Annotated in this window: 19 protein-coding genes; 14 read left to right on the plus strand and 5 right to left on the minus strand. The window is 40.4% G+C overall.

Annotated elements, in window-relative coordinates:
• Positions 1–33: 33 nt before the first annotated feature.
• From mfd to ACHUE3_RS06450, 3 genes are read left to right on the plus strand one after another with little or no spacing between them, the layout of a single operon-like run.
• Positions 34–3,507 carry a transcription-repair coupling factor gene (gene mfd, locus ACHUE3_RS06440; RefSeq protein ID WP_394191288.1) on the plus strand — a complete coding sequence of 1,158 codons (3,474 nt, stop codon included), beginning with the start codon at positions 34–36 and terminating at the stop codon, positions 3,505–3,507.
• On the plus strand, positions 3,507–4,343 hold the full coding sequence (locus tag ACHUE3_RS06445; RefSeq protein WP_394191290.1) for a peptidoglycan binding protein CsiV: 837 nt from the start codon (positions 3,507–3,509) through the stop codon (positions 4,341–4,343). Before mfd ends, ACHUE3_RS06445 begins: the two co-directional genes overlap by 1 nt.
• A gap of 13 nt (positions 4,344–4,356) precedes the next feature.
• On the plus strand, positions 4,357–4,608 hold the full coding sequence (locus ACHUE3_RS06450) for a DUF3862 domain-containing protein (RefSeq protein WP_394191292.1): 252 nt from the start codon (positions 4,357–4,359) through the stop codon (positions 4,606–4,608).
• 79 nt (positions 4,609–4,687) lie between these two features.
• On the opposite strand, the gene ACHUE3_RS06455 is transcribed toward ACHUE3_RS06450, so the two are convergent.
• The 3 genes from ACHUE3_RS06455 to ACHUE3_RS06465 form a co-directional block, all read right to left on the minus strand.
• Positions 4,688–6,043 (minus strand): hypothetical protein, encoded by a 1,356-nt coding sequence (locus tag ACHUE3_RS06455; protein WP_394191294.1) that lies wholly within the window; start codon positions 6,041–6,043, stop codon positions 4,688–4,690.
• A 112-nt stretch (positions 6,044–6,155) separates the two neighbouring features.
• Positions 6,156–8,876, minus strand: a complete 2,721-nt coding sequence (locus ACHUE3_RS06460) for a TonB-dependent receptor plug domain-containing protein (RefSeq protein WP_394191296.1) — start codon at positions 8,874–8,876, stop codon at positions 6,156–6,158.
• A 517-nt stretch (positions 8,877–9,393) separates the two neighbouring features.
• Positions 9,394–9,816, minus strand: a complete 423-nt coding sequence (locus ACHUE3_RS06465; RefSeq protein ID WP_394191298.1) for a hypothetical protein — start codon at positions 9,814–9,816, stop codon at positions 9,394–9,396.
• Positions 9,817–10,157: 341 nt separating this feature from the next.
• Here ACHUE3_RS06465 and ccoN point away from each other — a divergent pair, with 341 nt between their 5' ends.
• From ccoN to ttcA, 11 genes are all read left to right on the plus strand, one after another.
• Complete coding sequence (ccoN, locus tag ACHUE3_RS06470; RefSeq protein ID WP_394191300.1) at positions 10,158–11,591, plus strand: cytochrome-c oxidase, cbb3-type subunit I; 1,434 nt, start codon at positions 10,158–10,160, stop codon at positions 11,589–11,591.
• Between the two features lie 12 nt (positions 11,592–11,603).
• Entirely contained in the window at positions 11,604–12,278 is a 675-nt protein-coding gene (gene ccoO / locus ACHUE3_RS06475; RefSeq protein ID WP_058558996.1) for a cytochrome-c oxidase, cbb3-type subunit II, read from the plus strand.
• A gap of 6 nt (positions 12,279–12,284) precedes the next feature.
• Entirely contained in the window at positions 12,285–12,470 is a 186-nt protein-coding gene (locus tag ACHUE3_RS06480; RefSeq protein WP_087534511.1) for a cbb3-type cytochrome oxidase subunit 3, read from the plus strand.
• A complete protein-coding gene (ccoP, locus tag ACHUE3_RS06485; RefSeq protein ID WP_394191303.1) occupies positions 12,467–13,432 on the plus strand; it encodes a cytochrome-c oxidase, cbb3-type subunit III in 966 nt (321 codons plus the stop codon). The genes ACHUE3_RS06480 and ccoP overlap by 4 nt, the downstream gene beginning before the upstream one ends.
• A gap of 148 nt (positions 13,433–13,580) precedes the next feature.
• Positions 13,581–14,072, plus strand: coding sequence for a FixH family protein (locus ACHUE3_RS06490; protein ID WP_394191305.1), 492 nt, complete (start codon positions 13,581–13,583; stop codon positions 14,070–14,072).
• 10 nt (positions 14,073–14,082) lie between these two features.
• The gene (locus ACHUE3_RS06495; RefSeq protein ID WP_394191307.1) at positions 14,083–16,458 is read left to right on the plus strand and encodes a heavy metal translocating P-type ATPase; all 2,376 of its coding nucleotides are present in this window, start codon (positions 14,083–14,085) and stop codon (positions 16,456–16,458) included.
• On the plus strand, positions 16,455–16,622 hold the full coding sequence (ccoS, locus tag ACHUE3_RS06500; RefSeq protein ID WP_058559001.1) for a cbb3-type cytochrome oxidase assembly protein CcoS: 168 nt from the start codon (positions 16,455–16,457) through the stop codon (positions 16,620–16,622). Before ACHUE3_RS06495 ends, ccoS begins: the two co-directional genes overlap by 4 nt.
• Complete coding sequence (locus tag ACHUE3_RS06505) at positions 16,615–17,286, plus strand: sulfite exporter TauE/SafE family protein (RefSeq protein ID WP_394191309.1); 672 nt, start codon at positions 16,615–16,617, stop codon at positions 17,284–17,286. The genes ccoS and ACHUE3_RS06505 overlap by 8 nt, the downstream gene beginning before the upstream one ends.
• A 34-nt stretch (positions 17,287–17,320) precedes the next feature.
• On the plus strand, positions 17,321–18,052 hold the full coding sequence (locus ACHUE3_RS06510; protein WP_394191311.1) for an FNR family transcription factor: 732 nt from the start codon (positions 17,321–17,323) through the stop codon (positions 18,050–18,052).
• A gap of 91 nt (positions 18,053–18,143) precedes the next feature.
• On the plus strand, positions 18,144–19,067 hold the full coding sequence (gene uspE / locus ACHUE3_RS06515; protein ID WP_394191313.1) for a universal stress protein UspE: 924 nt from the start codon (positions 18,144–18,146) through the stop codon (positions 19,065–19,067).
• Between the two features lie 87 nt (positions 19,068–19,154).
• On the plus strand, positions 19,155–20,063 hold the full coding sequence (ttcA, locus tag ACHUE3_RS06520) for a tRNA 2-thiocytidine(32) synthetase TtcA (RefSeq protein WP_394191315.1): 909 nt from the start codon (positions 19,155–19,157) through the stop codon (positions 20,061–20,063).
• 68 nt (positions 20,064–20,131) lie between these two features.
• Here ttcA and secF read toward each other — a convergent pair whose 3' ends face one another.
• Both secF and secD read right to left on the minus strand, forming a co-directional pair.
• Positions 20,132–21,049, minus strand: a complete 918-nt coding sequence (gene secF, locus ACHUE3_RS06525; RefSeq protein ID WP_394191317.1) for a protein translocase subunit SecF — start codon at positions 21,047–21,049, stop codon at positions 20,132–20,134.
• On the minus strand, positions 21,046–22,881 hold the full coding sequence (gene secD / locus ACHUE3_RS06530) for a protein translocase subunit SecD (protein ID WP_394191319.1): 1,836 nt from the start codon (positions 22,879–22,881) through the stop codon (positions 21,046–21,048). Before secD ends, secF begins: the two co-directional genes overlap by 4 nt.
• Positions 22,882–22,941: the final 60 nt, after the last annotated feature.

The following is a 22,941-nucleotide window of genomic DNA, read 5'->3' on the forward strand; positions in this document are numbered from 1 at the left end:
AAATCAGTTAAAGACTGACTAAAGGAGTAATAAATGGCGTTTGCGCAATGGGCAGCCTTGCCTTGGGTAAAATCTCAAAAAGATAAAATTCAATGGGGGCAACTCAGCGGTAGTGGTTTAAGTATCGCTATTGCACAAGGGGTAAAACAACAAGACAGCTTAGTGCTGATTGTTACCCCAGATACACCCAGTGCGCTGCGCTTAGAGACGGAACTTGATTATTTATTACCAGATCACCCGGTGATGGTGTTTCCTGATTGGGAAACCCTACCGTATGATCACTTTTCACCACACCAAGATATTATTTCATCTCGTTTGGCCACGCTTAATACACTAAAAAAAGAACAACAAAGTGTATTAATTGTTCCTGTATCTACATTGATGCTGCGCACTGCCCCAGCCTCGTTTATTTATGGCTCAACGCTTAACTTTAAAGTTGGCGATAACCTCGACACACACAGCTTACGGAGTAATCTTGAGCAAGCGGGTTATTTGTATGTCCAACAGGTTATGGAGCATGGTGAATACGCTATTCGTGGCTCAATTGTTGATTTATACCCTATGGGCAGCCCGCACCCATTTAGGTTAGATTTTTTTGACGACGAGCTCGACTCTATACGCCTATTTGATGTTGAAACTCAACGTTCTGACGAAAAAGTAGATAAAATAGAGTTACTCCCTGCCCATGAGTTTCCTACCAATGAAAGTGACATTGAGCGTTTTAGAATAAACTACCGCGAAAAGTTTGGCGCCAGCTCAGAGCAAGACTCCGTATACATGCAAGTCACTAAAGGAAACTGGCCTGCGGGTATTGAATATTATATGCCGCTGTTTTTTGAGCAGCTTGCGACCATATTTGAATATCTACCAGATACCACAACGGTTATGCAATATGGTGATTTAGAGCATGCTGCCGATCAATTTTGGCATGATGTAAATGTTCGCTATGAAAACCGCCGAGTCGACCCATTACGACCTTTGCTTGAGCCGACTGAACTTTATCAGCCACTCAATGAGCTGTTTTCAAACTTAGGTAACTTTGCCCGTATACGCTTAAGCCAAGCTAAATTACCAACCAAAGCAGGAAATAAAAATTTAGCCATAGGCGAGCTGCCAGCTGTACGAATTGATCACAAGCAACACGAACCGTATCAAGCTTTTATTGAATATATAGCGGCGCAAAAGAAACAAAAAGGCCGCGTGCTGATCTCGGTAGAATCTGACGGACGACGTGAGTCATTACTTGCATTACTAAAACCAAGTGGCCTAAAGCTCAAAGAGTTTGAATCGTTCGATGATTTTACAACAAGCAACAGTGATGTAGGTTTAGTCGTCAGCCCGCTTGAGCAAAGTGTACTATTAAGTGCAAAGCCCGCGCTTAGTATTATTACCGAACAAGAACTACTGGGAATTAAAGTATCACAGCGTCGCCGTCGAAAGCATAAATACGAAGCAAGCCAAGATGCGCTGATCCGTAACTTAGCTGAACTTAAAGTTGGTCAACCCATTGTGCATTTAGACCATGGTGTTGGCCGTTATCAAGGGCTGCAAACTATTGATGCAGCTGGACTGGTCACCGAGTTTGTAACCATCACCTATGCCGGTGAAGCCAAACTTTATGTGCCCGTATCTGCCCTGCATATGTTAAGCCGATACTCTGGTGGTGAAGAGGCCAGCGCTCCACTTCATAAACTAGGCTCTGACGCTTGGGAAAAAGCCAAAAAACGCGCTGCAGAAAAAGTACGCGACGTCGCCGCAGAGCTGCTTGATATTTATGCTCAACGCCAAGCAAAACCAGGCAACGCATTTGCCCTCGATGGCAGCGCATACCGCGCGTTTAGTGATGGTTTCCCATTCGAAGAAACGGACGATCAACGCAATGCCATTGAAGCTGTACTTGGTGATATGCAAAGCAAACACGCCATGGATAGACTGGTGTGTGGTGATGTTGGCTTTGGGAAAACAGAAGTCGCTATGCGCGCCGCATTCATCGCGGTGAACGACAATAAACAAGTAGCTGTATTAGTACCCACTACCCTACTTGCCCAACAACACTTTGAAAACTTTAAAGACCGTTTTGCTGATTTCCCTATTGAAGTTGGTGTGCTTTCACGCTTTAACTCACCTAAAGAGCAAAAAGACACCCTTGAAAAGATGGCCGAAGGTAAACTCGATATCGTCATCGGCACGCACAAGTTAATCCAACAAGATATTAATTTTCGGGATTTAGGCCTACTTATTGTTGATGAAGAACACCGCTTTGGGGTTCGTCAAAAAGAAAAAATAAAATCATTACGCGCCGATGTTGATATTTTAACACTTACCGCAACGCCTATCCCTCGTACATTAAATATGGCAATGAGTGGCATGCGTGATTTATCAATTATAGCCACTCCACCAGCTAAACGCTTGGCTGTAAAAACCTTTGTTCGTCAGCGTGATGCAGAGCTTATTCGCGAAGCAGTATTACGTGAGATCAAGCGTGGCGGCCAAGTGTACTTTTTGCACAACAATGTAGAAACCATTGACCGCGTGGCTCAAGAGATCAGCGAATGGGTGCCTGAAGCAAGTGTCGCCTCTGCGCATGGACAAATGCGCGAGCGTGAACTTGAACAGTTAATGAGTGAGTTTTACCATCAAAAATACAATGTTTTAGTGTGTACCACCATTATTGAAACCGGCATAGATATACCAACCGCCAATACAATTATCATGGACCGAGCAGATAAACTAGGCCTTGCGCAACTACATCAGCTGCGTGGTCGTGTAGGTCGTAGTCATCATCAAGCATACGCGTATTTATTAACTGGTCACCCTAAGTCATTATCTAAAGATGCTGTAAAACGCTTAGAAGCCATCGAATCGCTTGAGGATTTAGGCGCTGGTTTTGCGTTAGCAACACACGACTTAGAGATTCGAGGAGCCGGTGAACTACTCGGTGATGATCAATCAGGACAAATGCAAACCATTGGCTTTAATTTATACATGGAAATGCTCGAACAAGCCGTACAATCATTGCGCGAAGGTAAAGAGCCGACCCTTGATAACTTATTACAACAGCAAAGCGAGGTCGATTTAAAACTCGCCGCATTATTACCTGATGACTATATTCATGATGTAAACGCCCGTTTGGGTATTTACAAACGTATTGCAAGCTGTGCTACTGTAGATGACATGGACGAACTTCAAGTCGAGTTAATTGACCGCTTTGGTTTATTGCCTGATGCAACTAAAAACCTATTTAGTTTGCAGCAACTTAAACTAAAAGCCAGTGAATTAGGCATTAAAAAGATTGAAGCAAATCCAAAAGGTGGTTACTTTGAGTTTACCCAAGATACAAAGGTTAACCCAAGCTTCATAATTGGTTTGATACAAAGTGCACCCCATGTGTACAAAATGGATGGCGCAAATAAACTGCGCTTTGCGATCAGTGAGGCAAATGCCCGTGAACGCTTAAAAATGGTCACTGCAATGATTGCAGATTTCTCTAAAAAGGTTAGCCATTAATGTTGTTTAAAAAATCTTTATTAATTTTATGTTGTATATTTAGCAGTACAGCATTCGCAGAGCGATGGTTTGAAGTAGAGGTACTGATTTTTGAGCAGCGGCCAGCCCCATTTCTACAAGAAGACTTTAGCTTAAAAAAACAGCCCATCAAGGCAAAAAATGCCGTTGACTTACTGACGCCTTGGTACGTTGCGCAAGCAAAAACAGAGTGTATTAATGGCGACACGCGCTTTAACTCAACATCATTAACTGACTCTGTTATTGGCGCCAGACGCTCTAATTTATGTGATGATACGATTGATTACGTTAGCAGTTACGACACTTTGCCTTTAACTCCTAATGCCGATGTAAGAGATGATATGCTCGAGACCTACCTGCTTAGCCCTGAGCAGTTACAATTTTCTGAACAACAGCGTGAGCTTGTACGAAAAGGACTTAAACCCATTCTACACACTGGGTGGCGATTTAAAGGTGTAAGGAAGTCTCGTTCACAAAGCATCAAACTGTATGGTGGCAAACACCTTCAAACAAAGCCTATAGCTGCTGACACTCGCTTTAATGATAGCTTTATCAGCGTTATTAACCCTTCATCACAGCCACTTATGCCCGTTGCTCAAGACACACCAGACAAGTGGCAATTAGAAGGCTTTTTTAATATTTACTTACGCCACTATCTTTATATTAATACTGAATTTGATTTTAGTGAAAAGTTAGAAAATGGCGAGCTTCAAAGCGCACGCTTTGCACAGTTTAAACGCGTGATAAGTGGTGAAGTTCATTATTTTGACCACCCGAAAATGGGTATGATTGTACAAATAAGAAAGTTTAAACATTAAAAGGAACGTTACCATGAAAAAAATACTCATCATTGCAGCAACTTTATCGCTAGCAGCTTGCTCAAAAGTGAGCCTTGAGAACTACGAAAAAATCTCTATTGGTATGGATAAAACACAAGTGGAAGCTATTTTAGGAAGTGCAGATAATTGTGTTGAAAAAACACTTCACACTAACTGTACCTGGGGGGATGAAACAAAAAATATCGAAATTACGTTAGTCTCTGATAAGGTGTCTTTGTATAGCAAAACAGGCTTAGAAAAATAAATTAAATCAGCACTGATTTAATCAAAGGTAAATAATATATGGTAGTTGAGCCTCTACCATATATTTTAAAAATTGAACGTTATTCTTTTTTACTTGATATTAGTTCTATATTTACGATTTTACTGCGATTCAAGGTTATTTTATAACGCTGATGTGTAGTTTGCTCTTGGCTTTGATACACCACAACTACATTTAACTGATAGCGGCGTTCAACACTTTGTTTTGAAATTTTACTACTATCTAAATGATAAAGCTTACCTTCGCCTTTTTTCAGATAACGCGTAAATGGTGCGAGGCTAAAGCGTAGTGTTTGTTGTAACGTATCGTAGCCTGGCAAAAACTCTTTTGCACCAACACGCGTCTCACTAGCAAAATGAAACCACTGCGCAGCCAATCGATTTTGTTGCCTACGTTTTGAAAATATATTACGCACACTTTCTGGAATACGTTTAAACCGTGTATATTCAAGCCAAATATATTGAGTCGCAATTTTATCCTTTGTCACACTATTACGAAACTGAAAACGCCACTTTGGCCGCCCTTTTACGATTGTTCGCCATATAACACGGGTAATGTCTTCTTTAAAAATTTCACGCATACCGTAAATCGCGCCAAGAATTACCACTAAGGTGGCTGTTATTTCGGTAAAATTACTTCGCGCATTTAAAACAACAACCATTACAAATGCCATGATCACGGCAGTAACAGAGCCTTTCACGAGCCGTTTTAAATAGCTATTTAAATGCCGTGTATGGCGATTAAGCACGACCCCGTGCTCAATAAGTCGCTGTAATAAGCGCATCTTGTTTGTGATTCTGTTTGCGTCTTGTAAGGTGGATTCAGAGTTATACTGATGTTCTTGCCTATATGCCTGCTCTGCTTTGCAAAAATTCAACAAGTCACTGCGCTCTTTAGCATGATCACTACTTCTAGGGCCTTCATCAAGTAGCTTTAAAAATGATTGTTCAATTTGCCAACTCAAATAATTATCAGCATTAGTATAAAATGACACCAGCTTTTCATTATCGGGGGTATAACGGCGCAGCTTTTTTAATAGCCCTTTACTCTGCTCGGCTAATTCAGTCGCACGTACATAGAATGCTTCTTTGTCAGTTATTTTAAGCGCATCTTTCACATCGGTATCAATGGCAAGCCTAACCTGATAGCAATATAGGTTCAGATTTTGTCGGTAATCCTGTTGCTCGCCTTTATTTTTACTTACAAAGCGGCTTCGCACTAAAGGCAGGTGAATATTTTTAGCGTTATAAGCTAAATGTGACTTAAAATGGTTATTGAAATACGCTTCTTCACTGAGGGTTTGCGGATTAATTCCCATTTCGTTGGGAATAGAAAAATACAGGTCGATACGTTGTTCTGAGCGCGGGCTTAGCTCGGGTTCTATAATAAAGGATAAATTTTCATCCTGTTTTAACAATCAATTCTCCTAATGAATTATTTATACACATTAGTTTACTGTCACATTTTATTTTGTTCAATAAAAAAGGCCCAGTAAACTGGGCCTTTTCAGAGTCAAACGGTTTTACTGATTAGAATTTAACATTCACACCAGCAAAGAAACGACGACCTAGTACATCATATGTGTACGGGTCAGTGTTTGAATCGTTATTACCTGTGTAGTAAGGCGGTTGCTTATCAAACAAGTTGTTAATACCCGCTGTTAATGAAACAGTATCATTAACTAAGTATGAACCACTCACATCATGATAAATCACAGTTGGAGTAGTTGGTGCGTAGCATGAATCTTCTTTACCAATACATGAGTAGCTGTCCATACCTGCAATGTAACGCGCTTGATACTGAGCATCCCAGTCATCACCAGCAACATTAATTGTTAGGTTAGATTTAAACTCAGCGTAACCACCCGTTCCAGATGTAATAACGCCCGCGTAATCAACTGGGTCACCTGTTACTTCAACTACATACTCATCAAGATACGTTGTGTCTAAGCCCGCTTTCCAGTTAAGACCAGCAGCTTCAAATGTGTAGCTAAGGTTTAAATCAACCCCTGAAGTTTTCTCTGAACCAATATTTTGTAATTGGTTATTAAAAGTAATACGACCTGTTGAATCAAGTTTTACATTGCTTGAACTACATAGCGCAGAACCTTTATTACCTGTGGCAACTAAACACTGATCAACAATGTATTGGTTATCAACTGTTGCAATTGCGTTTTCGATTTCGATATCGTAGTAATCAAGCGTCATGCTGAAGCCTTCAAACCATTGTGGTTCGTATACGATACCTGCAGTTAGTGTATCTGCTTCTTCAGGCGTTAATTGGTTATTACCACCTACCGTTACTTCTGCTTGGTCTTGTGCGCCTGGGAATTCTACTTGCTCGAAAGAAGGTGAATTACCAGAATATAACTCAGATACAGTCGGTGCACGGAATGCTGTTGAAACAACACTACGTAACATTAGCTCGTCGTTTACTTTCCAAGTAAGGCCTAATTTCCATGTTTCGTCTGAACCAAACGTGCTGTAATCAAAGGCACGAATTGCAGCGCTTAATTCAACGTTTTGTGCAAGTGGTGCATCAGCTAATAATGGTAAAGCAAACTCTACATACGCTTCATTTACATCAAAGCCACCCGCTGTTGGCTCAACCATAGGATCATTTGCAAGACCTTGTGCTGTTAATGAGTCCGGAGTAAACCATGCTTTTTCTTGACGACGCTCAACGCCTGCTGCAAATGCTGCATAGCCCGCTGGTAATTCAAACATTTCGCCTGAAACTGATGCCGCTAAAATAAACAGTTGGCTACCGCCGTTGTTAACTTCAGTGTAAACATTGCGACGGAAATCTTCGCTTGTCCATGCGCCTTGATCAAGTGGATTAAATGATCCTACTACTTCATTTTCATCGTTTGTGTACATGATACTATCGCCAATAGCACCCATGTTGTGAAGGTTGCTTAACTTGTCAACAGAATCGTTACGACCAAAGTTTGCAGATACATCCCAGAAATAATCGCCAGCATAACCATCAGCACCGATTACAGCACGAACAGTATCAACTGATTGTTCGAAATAACGCGCGCCAGTGTCTGACATACGACGGCCATAGAAAATATCATCGCCATATTTATAATTTGCAGTTTGCGTTATGTAGTTACCATCTGCATCTTTATCAGCATAACCGTCACCATCTGCATCAACTTTGCTAGTATAAGTTTGATCTAGTAATGAATCACCCATTGATTTGTCATACTTAAAACCAAACCATACTGGTTGTGGCGCCATTTGTTGTTGCGACCAACGTTTAGTGTAAGTAAACTCAGTAAATACACGCGTTTCATCGCTGATCTCGTATGTAGCTAAACCAGTAAGGTTTAAACGCTCCATCGGCGTATATAGGTAGCTTGAAGGTGCAAAATTAAAGCGGTCAGCATCTGTAAATGGGTGTAAGCCGCCTAAGCCACTTAAACCATTATCGCCTTGTGCTAAACCAACACTAACTTCTTCACCATCAGCGTCAAGCGCTTTTGTTGTACTGTCTTGCCAAATGTGGCCACCCTCTGAATATACAGAGCCGCCATTACAGTTTAAACCATTCGCACCTTCAGCAATTGGGCACTTAGAAAAATCACGGTCAGCTTGAGACGCTTCACCACGATCAGTATATTGCATACCAACAACAATGTTACCTTTGTCGAAGCTAGTACCTACTGTGAAATCAAATGACGTTTCTGTCGCATCGCCTTCACCTGTGATTGCAGAGTTCACATTCATGTCCAAGCCTTCGAAATCATCTTTTAAGATGATGTTCACAACACCTGCAACCGCATCAGTACCATAAACAGCTGACGCGCCATCTTTTAATACTTCAACAGATTTAATCATTGAAACTGGGATTGTATTTAAGTCAACTGTTGATGCTGCACCTGTACCTGATGCAATCATACGGCGACCATTTACAAGTACTAATGTGCGATTAGCACCAAGACCACGAAGGTCAATTCTTGCATTACCACCTGAGCCATTATTAACGCCAGGATTAGTCATCGCACCGCCAGTTGCTGTCATTTTTTGCAGCACACTGTCGATGCTTGTTGCGCCCATTGCTTTAATATCATCAGCGCCAATAAGCGTAACTGGGCTAGCGTTTTCCATATCAGAACGCTTAATACGAGAGCCCGTTACTTGGATTTTTTCAATTGACTGAGCTGCTTCGTCTGCAGCAATAACACTTGTTGAGAACATAGGAATTGCTGAAACAACAGCTAAACCAAGAATTGATTTTTTCATGTTAAACCCTACTTGTTGGAAAAAGTACCCTAATCAGGTAAGTCTGCTCGATATTGTTAGAATGACGAGTCAGCGGGGGGCAACTTAGGCCGAGTTAACTGAATGAAAACTGAATGACAGAGCCTTATTTATACACCTCGTTTTTGGTGTTTCCTCATGAGGAACATACGTTAATTGATGTTTCATTGTTAACACCATAAAACAACCAAGTATCAATTAGATAAAACATAACACCAACAGTAAAAAAACGAATGAAATCAAATGAGCGGAGTTTGTAATCGAATGTAATTACTCGTTATAAATACCTAAATTAGAAAAATTCACATCTTGATCACAAGGTTTTATAGAAACCGTAAAACTCACTGTTAATTACTAACCATATTTATGCAAAAACAGTGCGTAAATAAACAAACAAAGGAAGTAGATTGTAAAAAAAGCGTCAATATGAAGCCCAAAGCTAATACTGGTAGAACAATAGAGGGGGACTGTGATTAAAAAAGCAGGAGTAATTAAATTACTACTGCTTCACAATAAAATAATACGTAACCTGAGAGTTTTTAGTCTGCTGATCTTCTAAATCAATTATTAATTTCCATTTCATGTTTTTTTCAGAGCAAACGCCCACCATTGTATCCGCTTGCAAGATACCGTTAGTTGATTTAAAAAATACAGGAATGTAGCCCATATACATGGTTACGCCTTCAAGCTTTGCATTTATAACTTTTAAACCGTCGGGTAATGATAAGTTTATATTAAAAGGGGTTTCTGGCGAGACTGTCGACTCTGATAACCACACTTTTATTTGTTGGTCATAGATACATGGTTCATTTGAAACACAACTTGCGACTGTTCCCTGCTCTTCTATACTTGTCTCTTGAGGCTTGCATGCCGTCAGACTAATGACTGAAAGTAAAAGCAGTGAACTTTTTTTAAAAAGCATCGTATCTCCTATTGTATAGGCAAGGAATACTAATAAGCACAGCGATAAAAGACAACAACTGAAGAATAAATACTCACATAAGATTAAAAAGTATGTCAAAAAATAATCAACAACATGATAAAAATTGATTGATGTCATAATTTTATGCAATTGACCTATCTTTTTTAGGCCAAAAATTTTATCATTTCCCCCGCAAAAATAAGGGTTTCTCGAGTTTGTTTTCTGAAGCAGTCAACGCATTGAAGGTTTTAGGTAACACACTTGTGGAGTAATAGTAGGCCCCACTTTTTTAAAGTGGGTAATTCATTTCTAAACGCATATATTGCAGCGGAAGCCAGAAAATGAGCCAAACAGTAGCATCACAAACTGAGTACAACTATAAAGTTGTACGCCAATTCGCTATTATGACAGTGATTTGGGGCATCGTTGGCATGGGTATTGGGGTTCTGATTGCTGCCCAATTAGCTTGGCCAGCACTTAACTTTGATACACCATGGTTAACATACTCTCGACTTCGTCCGTTACATACGAACGCAGTTATTTTCGCATTTGGTACCAGTGCACTTTTCGCAACATCTTACTATGTTGTGCAACGTACTTGTCAAACGCGCCTTCTTTCAGACAAATTAGCCGCCTTTACTTTTTGGGGCTGGCAATTAGTTATTGTCCTTGCAGCTATAACATTACCTTTAGGTATTACTACATCTAAAGAATATGCAGAGCTTGAATGGCCAATCGATATTTTAATTGCGATTGTATGGGTCACCTACGCTATCGTATTTATGGGTACTATTGCAAAGCGTAAAGTATCACATATCTATGTTGCAAACTGGTTCTATGCTGGCTTCATTATTACTGTTGCAGTATTGCACATTGTTAATAGTATGGCTGTACCAGTATCACTCACTAAGTCATATTCAATCTATGCAGGCGCTGTAGATGCAATGGTTCAATGGTGGTACGGTCACAACGCTGTAGGCTTCTTATTAACTGCAGGGTTCTTGGGTATGATGTATTACTTTGTGCCAAAACAAGCGGGCCGTCCGGTTTATTCTTACCGTTTATCAGTAGTTCACTTCTGGGCACTTGTTTCTTTATATATTTGGGCTGGTCCTCACCACTTACACTACACTGCGCTTCCAGATTGGACGCAAAGCTTAGGTATGGTGATGTCTATTATCTTATTCGTCCCTTCTTGGGGTGGTATGATCAACGGTATCATGACCCTGTCTGGTGCATGGCATAAGCTACGTACTGACCCAGTACTTCGTTTCTTAGTTGTTTCACTTTCTTTCTATGGTATGTCTACCTTTGAAGGACCGATGATGGCAATTAAATCTGTAAATGCATTATCTCACTACACTGATTGGACTGTTGGTCACGTTCACTCTGGTGCGTTAGGTTGGGTTGCTATGATTTCAATCGGTGCTATTTACCACCTTATTCCTGCATTGTTCTCACAAGGTCGTATGTACAGTGTGAAACTTGTAAATACACACTTCTGGTTACATACCGTTGGTGTTGTACTTTATATCGTTGCGATGTGGATTTCAGGTGTAATGCAAGGTCTAATGTGGCGCGCAGTTAATTCTGACGGTACATTGATGTACAGCTTTGTTCAGTCACTACAAGCATCACATCCATTCTATGTTATGCGCTTCCTAGGCGGTGTATTCATCGTAGCGGGTATGTTGGTTATGGCTTATAACGTTTACCGTACAATTACAGCGAAAAACGATTCGTTGAAATTAGACGCGCAAGCACAGTTAGCATAACGGAGCGAGATGATGAGCAATAATAATTCACAAAACAAACATGAAATAGTTGAAAAGAATATTGGCCTGATGGCTATCTTGACTGTTTTTGCTATTAGTTTTGGTGCATTAGTTGAGATCACTCCGCTAATGTTCCAAGACGATACAACGAAGCCTGTTGATGGGTTACGTCCACTAAACGCACTTGAAATGGAAGGCCGTGATATTTACGTTCGTGAAGGTTGTTACAACTGTCACTCGCAAATGATTCGCCCATTCCGTGACGAAGTTGAGCGTTATGGTCACTATTCTGTTGCAGGTGAATCAGTATGGGATCACCCATTCCAATGGGGTTCTAAGCGTACTGGTCCAGACCTAGCTCGTGTAGGTAAACGTTATTCAGATGATTGGCACTATGCTCACTTGGTTAATCCTCGTGATGTAGTACCTGAATCGAATATGCCAGGATACCCTTGGTTAGCTGAGAATCACGTTGATACTAGCCTGACTCTGAAAAAGCTAAAGATTTTCCGTGATACATTCGCTATCAACCCTGAAAACCCAGCTCACCCTGGCTTAGGTTACGGTAGTGATGAAGAACTAATCGCTGATATTGCTAAAGTTGATGCAATGAATGACGGTAAAGGTGCTACAGAAATGCAAGCTCTTATCGCCTACTTGCAACAGCTTGGCACGCATTTGAAGTAATTGATTATGGATTACGGAACATACAGAGGCATATTAACTCTGGTAATTTTAGTATTGTTTATTGTGATTGTTGTGTGGGCATACAGCAAACGTAGCAAAACGCGCTTTAAAGACGCCGCTAATGCTATTTTTGAAGACGAGAGCAAACACAACAAAACACTCTCTAACGAGGAAAAGGGGTCTGAGAAATGACTAGCTTTTGGAGTATTTGGGTTATTGTATTAACCCTTGCATGCTTACTTATCATCTTTGGCTTACTAGTGTGGAATTTAACAAACTACGCTGGTGTTAAAGAAGGTGAAAGTTGTGGGCATGAATTTGATGGCATTGAAGAGCTAAATAACCCACTACCTAAATGGTGGACTTACATGTTCTTCGCAACATTTGCATGGTCAGTCTATTATTTAGCAGCATACCCAGGTTTAGGTAACTGGGAAGGCTTAGCTAAGTGGACGAGTTCAAACCAAGGTGTTACTTCTTTAGCTGAATCTAAAAAAGCAATTGAAGAAGCACATGCTAATGGTGAATATGTAAAACTTGACCAAGAATACAAAGCTGCCGATGAGCGTTTTGGTCCTATATTTGAAGGCTTTGCAAAACAAGATATTGAAACACTTGTAACAGACGAAAAAGCCCTTGAAATTGGTCAGCGTTTATACGCACAAAACTGTTCGCAATGTCACGGCTCTGATGCACGTGGTGGTATGGGCTTCCCTAACCTAACTGATAACGATTGGTTATACGGCGGAACGCCTGACAAAATCAAAGAAACACTTCTATATGGTCGCGTTGCAGCAATGCCTCCTTGGGGTGCAGCTTTGGGTGAACAAGGCGTTAAAGAAATGACCGCTCACGTTTTAAGTTTATCTGGTCGTACAGTTAATCAAAAAGATGCTGAAGCAGGTGCTGCCAAGTTTGCAATGTGTGCAGCGTGTCACGGTGCCGATGGTAAAGGGTCTGTTGCTCATAATCTACCGTTTGGTGCACCTAACCTAACTGACAATATTTGGTTGTATGGTGGCTCTCAACGTGCTGTTGAAGAAACACTGCTTAATGGCCGCGCAGGTGTTATGCCAGCATGGAAAGATATTTTAGGTGAAGAAAAAGTACACTTATTAACAGCCTATGTTTACAGTTTATCGCAAGATAAATAATCATAACGTTAATAAAATGTATAAACTTTAATCTTTTATTTCAATAGATTAATTGAGATCAAAAAAGCCTCCATTCGGAGGCTTTTTTTTAGTCTTTTTAAAACAAATCCTATAAAATGTCCCTATCTCAAACTAATGAAGTGTATTTATGAGCCCTACTCCTTGGTATAAAAATTTCTGGCCTTGGTTCTTAATTTTTTTCCCTCTAGTTGCCATTGTTGGCTGTATATCTTTGTTTATCACTGCAATCGGAAATGGACCTGACATGGTCGTTGACGATTACTATAAAAAAGGTAAAGCAATTAATTTAGAGCTAAGCAAGTTTGACAAAGCTAAAGCGCTTTACCTACACGGTAACCTAACTGCTGAACATGACAAAATAAGCTTTAAGTTCACTAAAGGTGACACCAGTAATATTCACTCTTTAAAAGTTTCCTTTTACCACCGTACTATTGGAGAGCATGATTTTAATGCGCATTTAACACCTAATGCAAACGGTGAGTTTACTGCGATAGTTGAGCCTTATAGTGAAGGTACTTACACCATATTTATTGAACCAACAAATGCAAGTTGGAAGCTAAAAGAAAACATTACTTTGCCTAACCAACAAAGTATCGCGATTAACCCTGAATATAAGTAGTTGTATCATCATGGCTAATAATTGCTTTCACTGTCTTGAAAGTGTTCCTTCTGGGTTTAGTGCGACCGTCGAGATTGATGGTAGCGCTGAGCCTATGTGTTGTATTGGATGTCAAACAGTTGCTGAAACAATTGTTGCGCAAGGTATGACTGATTATTATAAATTTAGAACAGTGCGTGCAGGAAAGGTTGAGCAACTGGTGCCTGAACAACTCGCATTTATTACTAGTTATGATAATCCTGATATTCAAGAGGAATTTATTTCGCAGACCAACGACGTAAGCGAAGTTCTTTTAACAGTTGAAGGTATTACATGTGCAGCCTGTGCATGGCTTATTGAAAAACAGTTACTCAATATGCCAGCCGTGAAACGAGTTGATGTAAATACATCGACCAATCGTGCCATGATCCAATGGCACAAAGAAGCCTTACCTCTAAGCGAAATCATTAAGTCCTTGCTTGAAATCGGCTACAAAGCCTACCCATTTCAAGCTGATATCGAAGCAAGTCAAAAACAACAGGTAGCAAAAGCGTATATTCGCCGCCTTGGTGTTGCAGGTTTGATGACGATGCAAGTAATGATGTTTGCATTTGCCATGTACTTTGGCATGTTTTCTGGAATGGAAGATGATTTTGAACAATACTTTCGTTGGATAAGCCTTGTATTGGCATCTCCAGTAATTTTATACAGCGCATTGCCATTTTTAACAAATGCTATTAATGGACTAAAAGCCAAGCAATTAAACATGGACCTACCCGTTTCTTTGGCAATTTTTGGTGCTTATGCAGCTAGTAGCTACGCCACAGTAATGGAAGTTGGCGAAGTCTACTTTGAATCTATCTGCATGTTTACCTTCTTACTTTTGCTTGGTAAATATCTAGAGTTTAGAGCACGTCTTAAAGCAAGCGAATTTACTGCTAATTTGCAAAAACTTCTACCTTTGACTGCGCGCACACTTGATGAGAATGGCCATGAGCGCATTATCGCAGCTAAAAAACTTAAACTAGATGACCGTGTATTAGTTAAAGCCGGCGAAACAATCCCTGCTGATGGCATTGTGTGCGCTGGTACTACCACGGTAGATGAATCAATGATGACAGGTGAGCATTTACCTGTTAATAAATATATCGAACACCAAGTATTTGCAGGCACCGTTAATCACGATGGTGTGATTGAGATCCGTATTAATAAGCTAGGCCAAAATACACTTTTAAACCAAATAATAAAACTTCAGCACAGTGCACTTGCTACAAGACCGAAACTGGTTGAAGTAACCGACAAAGTGGCGCAGTGGTTCGTTGCTTGTTTGTTAGTTTTTGCGTCATTAACCGCTATTGGTTGGTATCAAATAGACCCTGAACATGCTTTTTGGATCACCATCGCAGTGCTTGTTGCTACTTGCCCGTGTGCATTGAGTCTAGCAATTCCAACTGCTTTAACTTGTGCCGTAGCGACACTGACACGTAAAGGTGTACTCATCAAACAGGCCCATGTGCTTGAAACACTCCCACAGCTAACACGCTTTGCTTTTGATAAAACAGGCACACTAACGCAAGGGCGTTTTAGCTTCGAAAAAATCGACATTATTGATAGCCAGTATCAAAAAGAGAACATTCTATCGCTCGCAGCGCAGTTAGAGAGTTACTCTGAACACCCTATTGCATCAGCATTTAATGAATTTACTCCGGCCTTACGCCATTTAACTAATATCACTATTGTCCCCGGTGAAGGTATCACTGGTGAAGATGAGCAGCACCATTATGCCATAGGTAAAAGTGGTTGGTTCGACACAGAAAAAAGTAATGCTCAAGCCACCTTTTATGTCGACCAGCAACCGGTGGCCCATTTTTACCTAATTGACGAAATCAAGCCTAATGCACAAGGTTTAATCGCTTCTTTACAGCAGCAAAACTTAACCTGTCATATGCTCACGGGTGATGCCTCAAGCGCAGGGCAAAAAATTGCTGAGAAACTAAACCTTGATAGTTATAAGTCTGGCTGTTTGCCACAAGACAAACAAACTGAAGTCGAAAAATGGTCAACCCAAGGTGATGTCATTGCAATGGTGGGCGATGGTGTAAATGATAGCCCAGTGTTTAACAGCGCACATTTATCAATTGCTATGGAAACAGGTGCTGATATTTCTAAAAACACAGCTGATGTGGTATTACTAAATAGCGATTTGTCAGCGATTTCACATTTGATGACTGTTTCTAAAAAAACACGTCGTATAATCAAACAGAATTTAGCGATTTCGTTAATCTATAACGGCTCTATCCTTCCACTTGCAGCATTGGGGCTAGTGGCTCCTTGGATGGCTGTTATTGGTATGTCTGCAAGTTCAATTATTGTGATCAGTAATTCATTGAGGTTATTAAAGCCATGAGCATAATTTATATTTTGATCCCGATTGCAATTTTGTTTGTCATTATCGCTATTGGCGTATTTTTTTGGGCGGTACGTGGAGAGCAATTTTCAGATTTAAACAAACAAGGCCATAGTATTTTGTTTGAAGACGATAAAGAACAACACAATAAAAGCAATGATTGACCCTCTCTATATTAGTGCATTTATTATGGGACTCATCGGCAGTGGCCACTGTATTGTAATGTGTGGAGGGATCGCCAGTTCATTACAGCTGGCAACAGATAAGCGCCGCCCTATTTCTTATACTATTGCTTACAATTTTGGTCGTGCTAGCAGTTATATGCTCGCAGGTGCATTAGTCGCAGGCATAAGTAGTCATTTTGCTAGCCAAAACCATATTTTTTCGCTTGTTTTATCCTTTTTAAGTGGCGTATTTATGCTACTTGTTGGCCTCTATATTATGCGTTTGGGGGCCAGTTTACAGTGGCTTGAGTCGCTAGGAAAAACATTAGTATGGCAGCACTTGGTTAAATTAAACCGCTACGTTATGCCCGTTAATTCGCTGCCAAAAGCACTCGCCTATGGTGCTTTATGGGGGTGGCTTCCTTGTGGTTTAGTTTATTCAGCATTAACATGGGCCATGACAAGCCAAACTGCTTTAGAAGGTGCCTTAGTTATGTTATTTTTTGCATTAGGTACATTTCCTGCCATGTTGAGCATGGGAATGGGCGCCCAGTTTATACATAAAATACTTAACCACCCATGGGCAAGAGTGGCCATGGGCAGCATTCTTATTTGGTACGGTATATACTTACTTATTATTGCAACTGACAAATTAGTGCATTAGTCTAACTAAAAAAGCACTTTAATGGATTTAACTGATGGATTTTTCTAACAAAGCAAAAAGCAACTGCACAATTAGCTGTAACGACTGCAGTATCAGCCAACTATGCTTGCCTTTTACCCTCAACGGCCAAGAAATGGACAAGCTTGACGAAATCATCGAGCGCAAAAAACCTTTACACAAAGGTGACTTTTTATTCGAGTCCGGTGCACCTTTAAATGCTATTTTTGCAGTTCGATCAGGCTCGTTTAAATCTTATACTTTGTCAGAGCAAGGAGATGAGCAAATAACAGGCTTTCATCTTGCCGGAGACTTAGTAGGTTTTGATGCAATAAACAAAATGCAACACCAGAGTTTTTCTCAAGCACTTGAAACATCTATGGTATGTGAAATTCCTTTCGATACTTTAGATGAACTATCTGGTAAGTTGCCTAAGCTGCGCCAGCAAATAATGCGCCTGATGAGTAATGAAATAAATTATGATCAGGAAATGCTGTTACTTTTAAACAAAAAATCAGCAGAAGAACGCTTAGCGAGTTTTATCTACAACTTATCTGAACGATTTGGTGAGCGTGGTTTTTCTCGTAAAGAGTTTAGATTTACCATGACACGAGGCGAAATAGGCAATTACTTGGGCCTAACAGTAGAAACAATTAGCCGTTTACTCAGTCGTTTTCAAAAAGCTGACCTTATAAAAGTAGAAGGTAAATTCATTACTATTTTAGATAGTGATGGTTTACGCGATACCGCTGCTATCTCCGCAAAATAAATCTTGATCTAAAACAAAACTTACTCAGCTGCTCCTTTATCTCCACAAATTATACGTTACACTGTATAAAAAGTAGTTAAAGGAGCAGCTCATGAATACTATAAAACAAATTCTTGCCGTTATTGATCCAACCGTCGACTCTCAGCATGGCCTATCTCGTTCAATCGATCTAGCAAAAAAATCGGGGGCCAGCATCACTGCTTTTATGAGCATTTACGATTTTTCATATGAAATGACCACAATGATTTCAAGTGATGAACGTGAAGCAATGAGAAATGCAGTTGTAAAAGATCGCCAAGCTTGGCTCGATGACATCCTCGCACAGTATCCTGATGTTGATATAAAAAGCCAAGTCGTCTGGCATAATCGTACCTACGAAGCAATTATAGATGCCGTCATTGAGCAAAATTTTGACTTAGTTGTAAAAGGTACCCATCAACACGACACCCTCAAATCGGTTATTTTCACACCAACTGACTGGCATTTAATTCGTAAATGCCCAGCTCCTGTATTGCTAGTTAAAGAGCACGCATGGCCAGAGCGCGGAAACATTCTTGCGGCGGTGAACTCAGTCAGTGAAAACGAGCAGCACCTTGCACTTAATAATCGCATAATTAAAGACGCACAATTTTTATGTGAACTTGCCAATGCTAAACTAAGTCTAGTGAATGCCTATCCTGCAACACCCGTAAACATAGCAATTGAAATACCTGAATTTAATCCAAGTATTTACAACGAGTCGGTGAAAAAACACCATGTTGAATCCACCCATGAACTTGCAAGCAAACATCAAATAGCGCAACAAGATTGTGCAATTGAAGAAGGCTTACCTGAAGACGTAATCCCTGATGTTGCAGCGCGGTTAAACAGTGAACTAGTGGTTATTGGTACTGTTGGTCGAACAGGTTTAAGCGCGGCTTTAGTAGGAAACACCGCAGAGCATGTTATTGATAGTCTAAACTGTGATGTACTCGCACTTAAACCCGATGGTTATGTTTCTCCATTGGCAAAATAAATTAGCCGATAAATTAGTTTTGAGCATTGCCATTTTCAGCATATAATACGCCCCTTATTTTTACGCATAGTATCTCAAGGGGCCGTAATGTCGCATTCTGTTCAAGCCAAAGCTCAATTTAACTTCAATAAGTTACAAAAGCGCTTACGTCGCCAAACTGGTCAAGCCGTGATGGACTTCAATATGATTGAAGAAGGCGATCGCATCATGGTCTGTCTATCAGGGGGCAAAGACAGCTATACCCTTTTAGAAATGTTGAAACATTTACAGCGTGTTGCGCCTATCAAGTTTGATCTTTTTGTTGTCAATCTTGATCAAAAACAACCTGGATTTCCTGAACATGTATTACCTGAGTACTTAGATACACAAGACGTAGAATACAAAATAGTTGAAGAAGATACCTACAGCATCGTTACTGATATCATTCCCGAAGGTAAAACGACCTGCTCTCTTTGTTCACGATTGCGCCGTGGTATTTTGTACCGCACAGCAAAAGAACTTGGCGCAACTAAAATAGCGCTAGGTCACCACCGCGATGATATGATTGAAACCTTGTTTTTAAATATGTTTTACGGTGGCAAGCTTAAAAGCATGCCAGCTAAACTTATGAGTGATAATGGCGAACATATGGTTATTCGCCCTCTTGCATATTGTAAAGAAGCGGATATTGAACAATACGCTATTCATCAGGCTTACCCTATCATTCCATGTAATTTGTGCGGCTCGCAAGAAAACCTTCAACGTAAGCATACTAAAGCAATGCTTGCGAAGTGGAATGAAGAACACCCAGGGCGCATTGAAAGCATCTTTACAGCGATGCAAAACGTGGTGCCTTCTCACTTAGCTGATAATGAGTTGTTTGATTTTAAGCAGTTAAAAACGGGGGAAGTGATTGATGGCGGTGATATTGCACTTGATAAACCCGATATACCAAAGCAACCAGCAACTGCTCCTGAACCAGAATCTGCTGAAGTTGTTACCATCAACTTAAGCTAGTTTAAGTTAAAAGTTTAAAAAATGCCGCTTTTATAGCGGCATTTTAGTTTGTAAAATATCTAATTTCTTTATGGCATATCCATTAATGCTTGGCTTTTTTCATCTAACTTTAATTTGTAGTTTTCTACACTCAAGCCCAACAACTGCGGCAATGTAACCGCAATACATATTGACGATACAGTACCAAAAACTATTCCTGCAAATAATGCTATTGAAAATCCCTGCAAAGGCGCACCTGCAAAAAGCCAAACACTGCCTACAGTGGCCAAAGTCGTGCCTGAGGTAATTAAAGTACGCGTTAACGTGCTGCTAATGGCATTATTAATAACATTATTTACTGTTAGCTGTGCTGCGTTATCATGTCGTAATAATTCACGCACTCTATCACCAACAATTATCGAGTCATTAAGAGAATAGCCAATAATAGCTAGCAAGCTTGCCAGCACTGTTAAATTAAATTCCAGCTGAAGCCATGAGAATAATCCCAGCACAATGATTATATCGTGAAACAGAGCCGCTACCGCGCCAATTGCCAAGCGCCACTCAAAACGTACAGCGAGATAAAGCATCACCGCTACCATCGCTGTAAATAAGGCTAAAACGCCCTGTTCAAGTAACTCATCACCCACTTGGCTACCTAAGTAAGATGACGAAATAACCTCAAGCCCTAACGTGGGATCTTGCTTAAGTGCTTGTAACCACATTGATTGCTCAGCACTTTCTTTTATTTGAAAGTGTTGCGCAGACTGCGCAGTTAATACATAGTTTTCAGTCCCTGTTGCTGCAATTTTTTGCTGCATCTGCGAATCACTCACTGCAACTGCAGTCGTAAACTCAGTTAAATACCCACCGGTAAAATCAAAGCCAATATTAAGGCCCTTATGCACCACACTAAAACCTGATAACAAAACAAATAAGACTGAAATTACTAGTCCTATATAACGGATTTGTGTCCCATTTTTTAACAAACAATCACGCAGAGTCATACATTTACTCCTTGCTTATTAGCCAGTTTTAAATAGAGCGTTTGGCTTAAGGCTTTTGCCACAAATACACCGGTAAACACACTGGTAATAAGACCTAACGCCAAGGTGATCGCAAAACCTTTTATAGGCCCGTACCCTATACTGTACAAAATAATTGCTGTTATCATGGTTGTTATATTGGCATCAAAAATAGTGCTAAATGCTTGATTATATCCCTGTTCGATTGCCTGATAGGGTGCCCGCCCCTTCAAGCGCTCCTCTTTTATTCGCTCAAAAATAATCACATTTGTATCAACTGCCATACCTATGGTTAATACAAGCCCAGCAATACCAGGAAGTGTCAGGACAACACCGGGTAATAACGACATTAAACCCACCAATGCGGTTAAGTTTAATAATAAAGCAATATTAGCAATGACTCCTAATTGTCGGTACCACAGCGCCATAAAAAGCAGTGTCACGCCCATACCCAGCATTAAAGCAGCTAAGCCATTATTTATGTTATCAGCCCCTAAACTTGGGCCAATCGTTTGCTCTTGAACAATGGTCACCGGCGCTGTCAACGATCCTGCACGCAGTAATAGCGCTAAATCTTGGGCTGCTTGAGCACTTTGCATATTGGTAATACTAAACCGAATACTTAAATGCCCAAGAATATTTGCTACGTTTATTACTTCACTTTTTTTAACTGTATCACCTTGTTCATTTATATAATATTCAGAATAAACCGTTGCCATAGGCTTACCTATATTACGCTTAGAAAACGCAGACATCGCTTCGCCACCTTGTCTATCCAAGCTTAATTGCACAAGGGGTTTACCCCACTCATCACGTCCTGATTGAGCATTATTGATGTGCTGTCCTGAAAATATAGCCACTGGATCTAAGTTAATTGTGCCACCATCTTGCAAATTAAATGTTTTCCCTCCCACTTCTTTGATCTGGTAAAACTCTAATGACGCTGTGGCTCCAATAATCCGTTTTGCCTCACTAGGATCTTGAACTCCAGGCAACTCAATGCGGATCCGTTGCTTTCCTTGGCGCTGCGTAACTGCCTCAGTAATACCCAACTCCTCAATTCTGCCCCTGAGAGTCGTCAGTGTTTGACTCATTATATCTTTTGCAAATTCATTGGAGCCCTGTTCACTAAAGCTAAACGATACCGATATAAAACTACCTTGGTTGTGACTAACCGCTTGTAAATACTCAAAATGGCTGAGTATTTCTTTTTCTATTACTAGCGCACTCGCTTTGTCTTGAGAATGAAGCTCAAAGCCTACACTGCTCTTTTGTACGCGCATACCTCGTGCTTTGTTCTCACGGATCAATCTTTTGGTTTGCTCAAATGCATTACCTACCTGCTCTTGCTCTGCTTTGGCAAGGTCAACATCTAACACAAACAGTACGCCACCATTAAGATCTAACCCTAATTTTATAGGCGCGAGTCCTAGGCTTTGTAACCACTGAGGGCTGGTTTGGTGGCTAACAATTTTACTGCTTAAATGACTAAAGTGATGTTTAAGTAATTGCTGTGCATTGGCACTTTTAGCGGGGCTATCAAGTAATAACTCAAGCTCAAAGCCATCACTTGTTGTTTGCTCAATTGCTTGAGCAACTGCAAACTCATGTTGGTTGAGGTATTCAATGAGGCTCTTTGTTGTAATTGAATGCGCTATCGTTTGATCATTTTTCACCTGCATGTGCAACCAAGAGGTTGTAGGGTATAAATTAGGCGCAGCACTCACTGCAAGTAAGAGCAAAGCGATACACATTGCCACATAACTGAGTTTAAAACGCTGCAAAAGCGATTTTTTTACTGGTTTTTTTAACATAATTGTTTCCTTTAGCCAGCGAAGTACACTGGCTTCATGCCATATAGGCACATTAATTTT

Origin of the sequence: Pseudoalteromonas atlantica (assembly GCF_043641955.1) — a bacterium.
Taxonomy (GTDB): domain Bacteria; phylum Pseudomonadota; class Gammaproteobacteria; order Enterobacterales; family Alteromonadaceae; genus Pseudoalteromonas; species Pseudoalteromonas atlantica_A.

Coding starts and splice junctions, on each gene's coding strand:
- ACHUE3_RS06495 (WP_394191307.1), top strand. CDS start 14,083: ATGGCTAATAATTGCTTTCACTGTCTTGAAAGTGTTCCTTCTGGGTTT.
- ACHUE3_RS06465 (WP_394191298.1), bottom strand. CDS start 9,816: ATGCTTTTTAAAAAAAGTTCACTGCTTTTACTTTCAGTCATTAGTCTG.
- ACHUE3_RS06445 (WP_394191290.1), top strand. CDS start 3,507: ATGTTGTTTAAAAAATCTTTATTAATTTTATGTTGTATATTTAGCAGT.
- ACHUE3_RS06505 (WP_394191309.1), top strand. CDS start 16,615: ATGATTGACCCTCTCTATATTAGTGCATTTATTATGGGACTCATCGGC.
- ccoS (WP_058559001.1), top strand. CDS start 16,455: ATGAGCATAATTTATATTTTGATCCCGATTGCAATTTTGTTTGTCATT.
- ACHUE3_RS06450 (WP_394191292.1), top strand. CDS start 4,357: ATGAAAAAAATACTCATCATTGCAGCAACTTTATCGCTAGCAGCTTGC.
- ccoO (WP_058558996.1), top strand. CDS start 11,604: ATGAGCAATAATAATTCACAAAACAAACATGAAATAGTTGAAAAGAAT.
- ccoN (WP_394191300.1), top strand. CDS start 10,158: ATGAGCCAAACAGTAGCATCACAAACTGAGTACAACTATAAAGTTGTA.
- secF (WP_394191317.1), bottom strand. CDS start 21,049: ATGACTCTGCGTGATTGTTTGTTAAAAAATGGGACACAAATCCGTTAT.
- ttcA (WP_394191315.1), top strand. CDS start 19,155: ATGTCGCATTCTGTTCAAGCCAAAGCTCAATTTAACTTCAATAAGTTA.
- uspE (WP_394191313.1), top strand. CDS start 18,144: ATGAATACTATAAAACAAATTCTTGCCGTTATTGATCCAACCGTCGAC.
- ACHUE3_RS06490 (WP_394191305.1), top strand. CDS start 13,581: ATGAGCCCTACTCCTTGGTATAAAAATTTCTGGCCTTGGTTCTTAATT.
- ACHUE3_RS06480 (WP_087534511.1), top strand. CDS start 12,285: ATGGATTACGGAACATACAGAGGCATATTAACTCTGGTAATTTTAGTA.
- mfd (WP_394191288.1), top strand. CDS start 34: ATGGCGTTTGCGCAATGGGCAGCCTTGCCTTGGGTAAAATCTCAAAAA.
- secD (WP_394191319.1), bottom strand. CDS start 22,881: ATGTTAAAAAAACCAGTAAAAAAATCGCTTTTGCAGCGTTTTAAACTC.
- ACHUE3_RS06460 (WP_394191296.1), bottom strand. CDS start 8,876: ATGAAAAAATCAATTCTTGGTTTAGCTGTTGTTTCAGCAATTCCTATG.
- ccoP (WP_394191303.1), top strand. CDS start 12,467: ATGACTAGCTTTTGGAGTATTTGGGTTATTGTATTAACCCTTGCATGC.
- ACHUE3_RS06510 (WP_394191311.1), top strand. CDS start 17,321: ATGGATTTTTCTAACAAAGCAAAAAGCAACTGCACAATTAGCTGTAAC.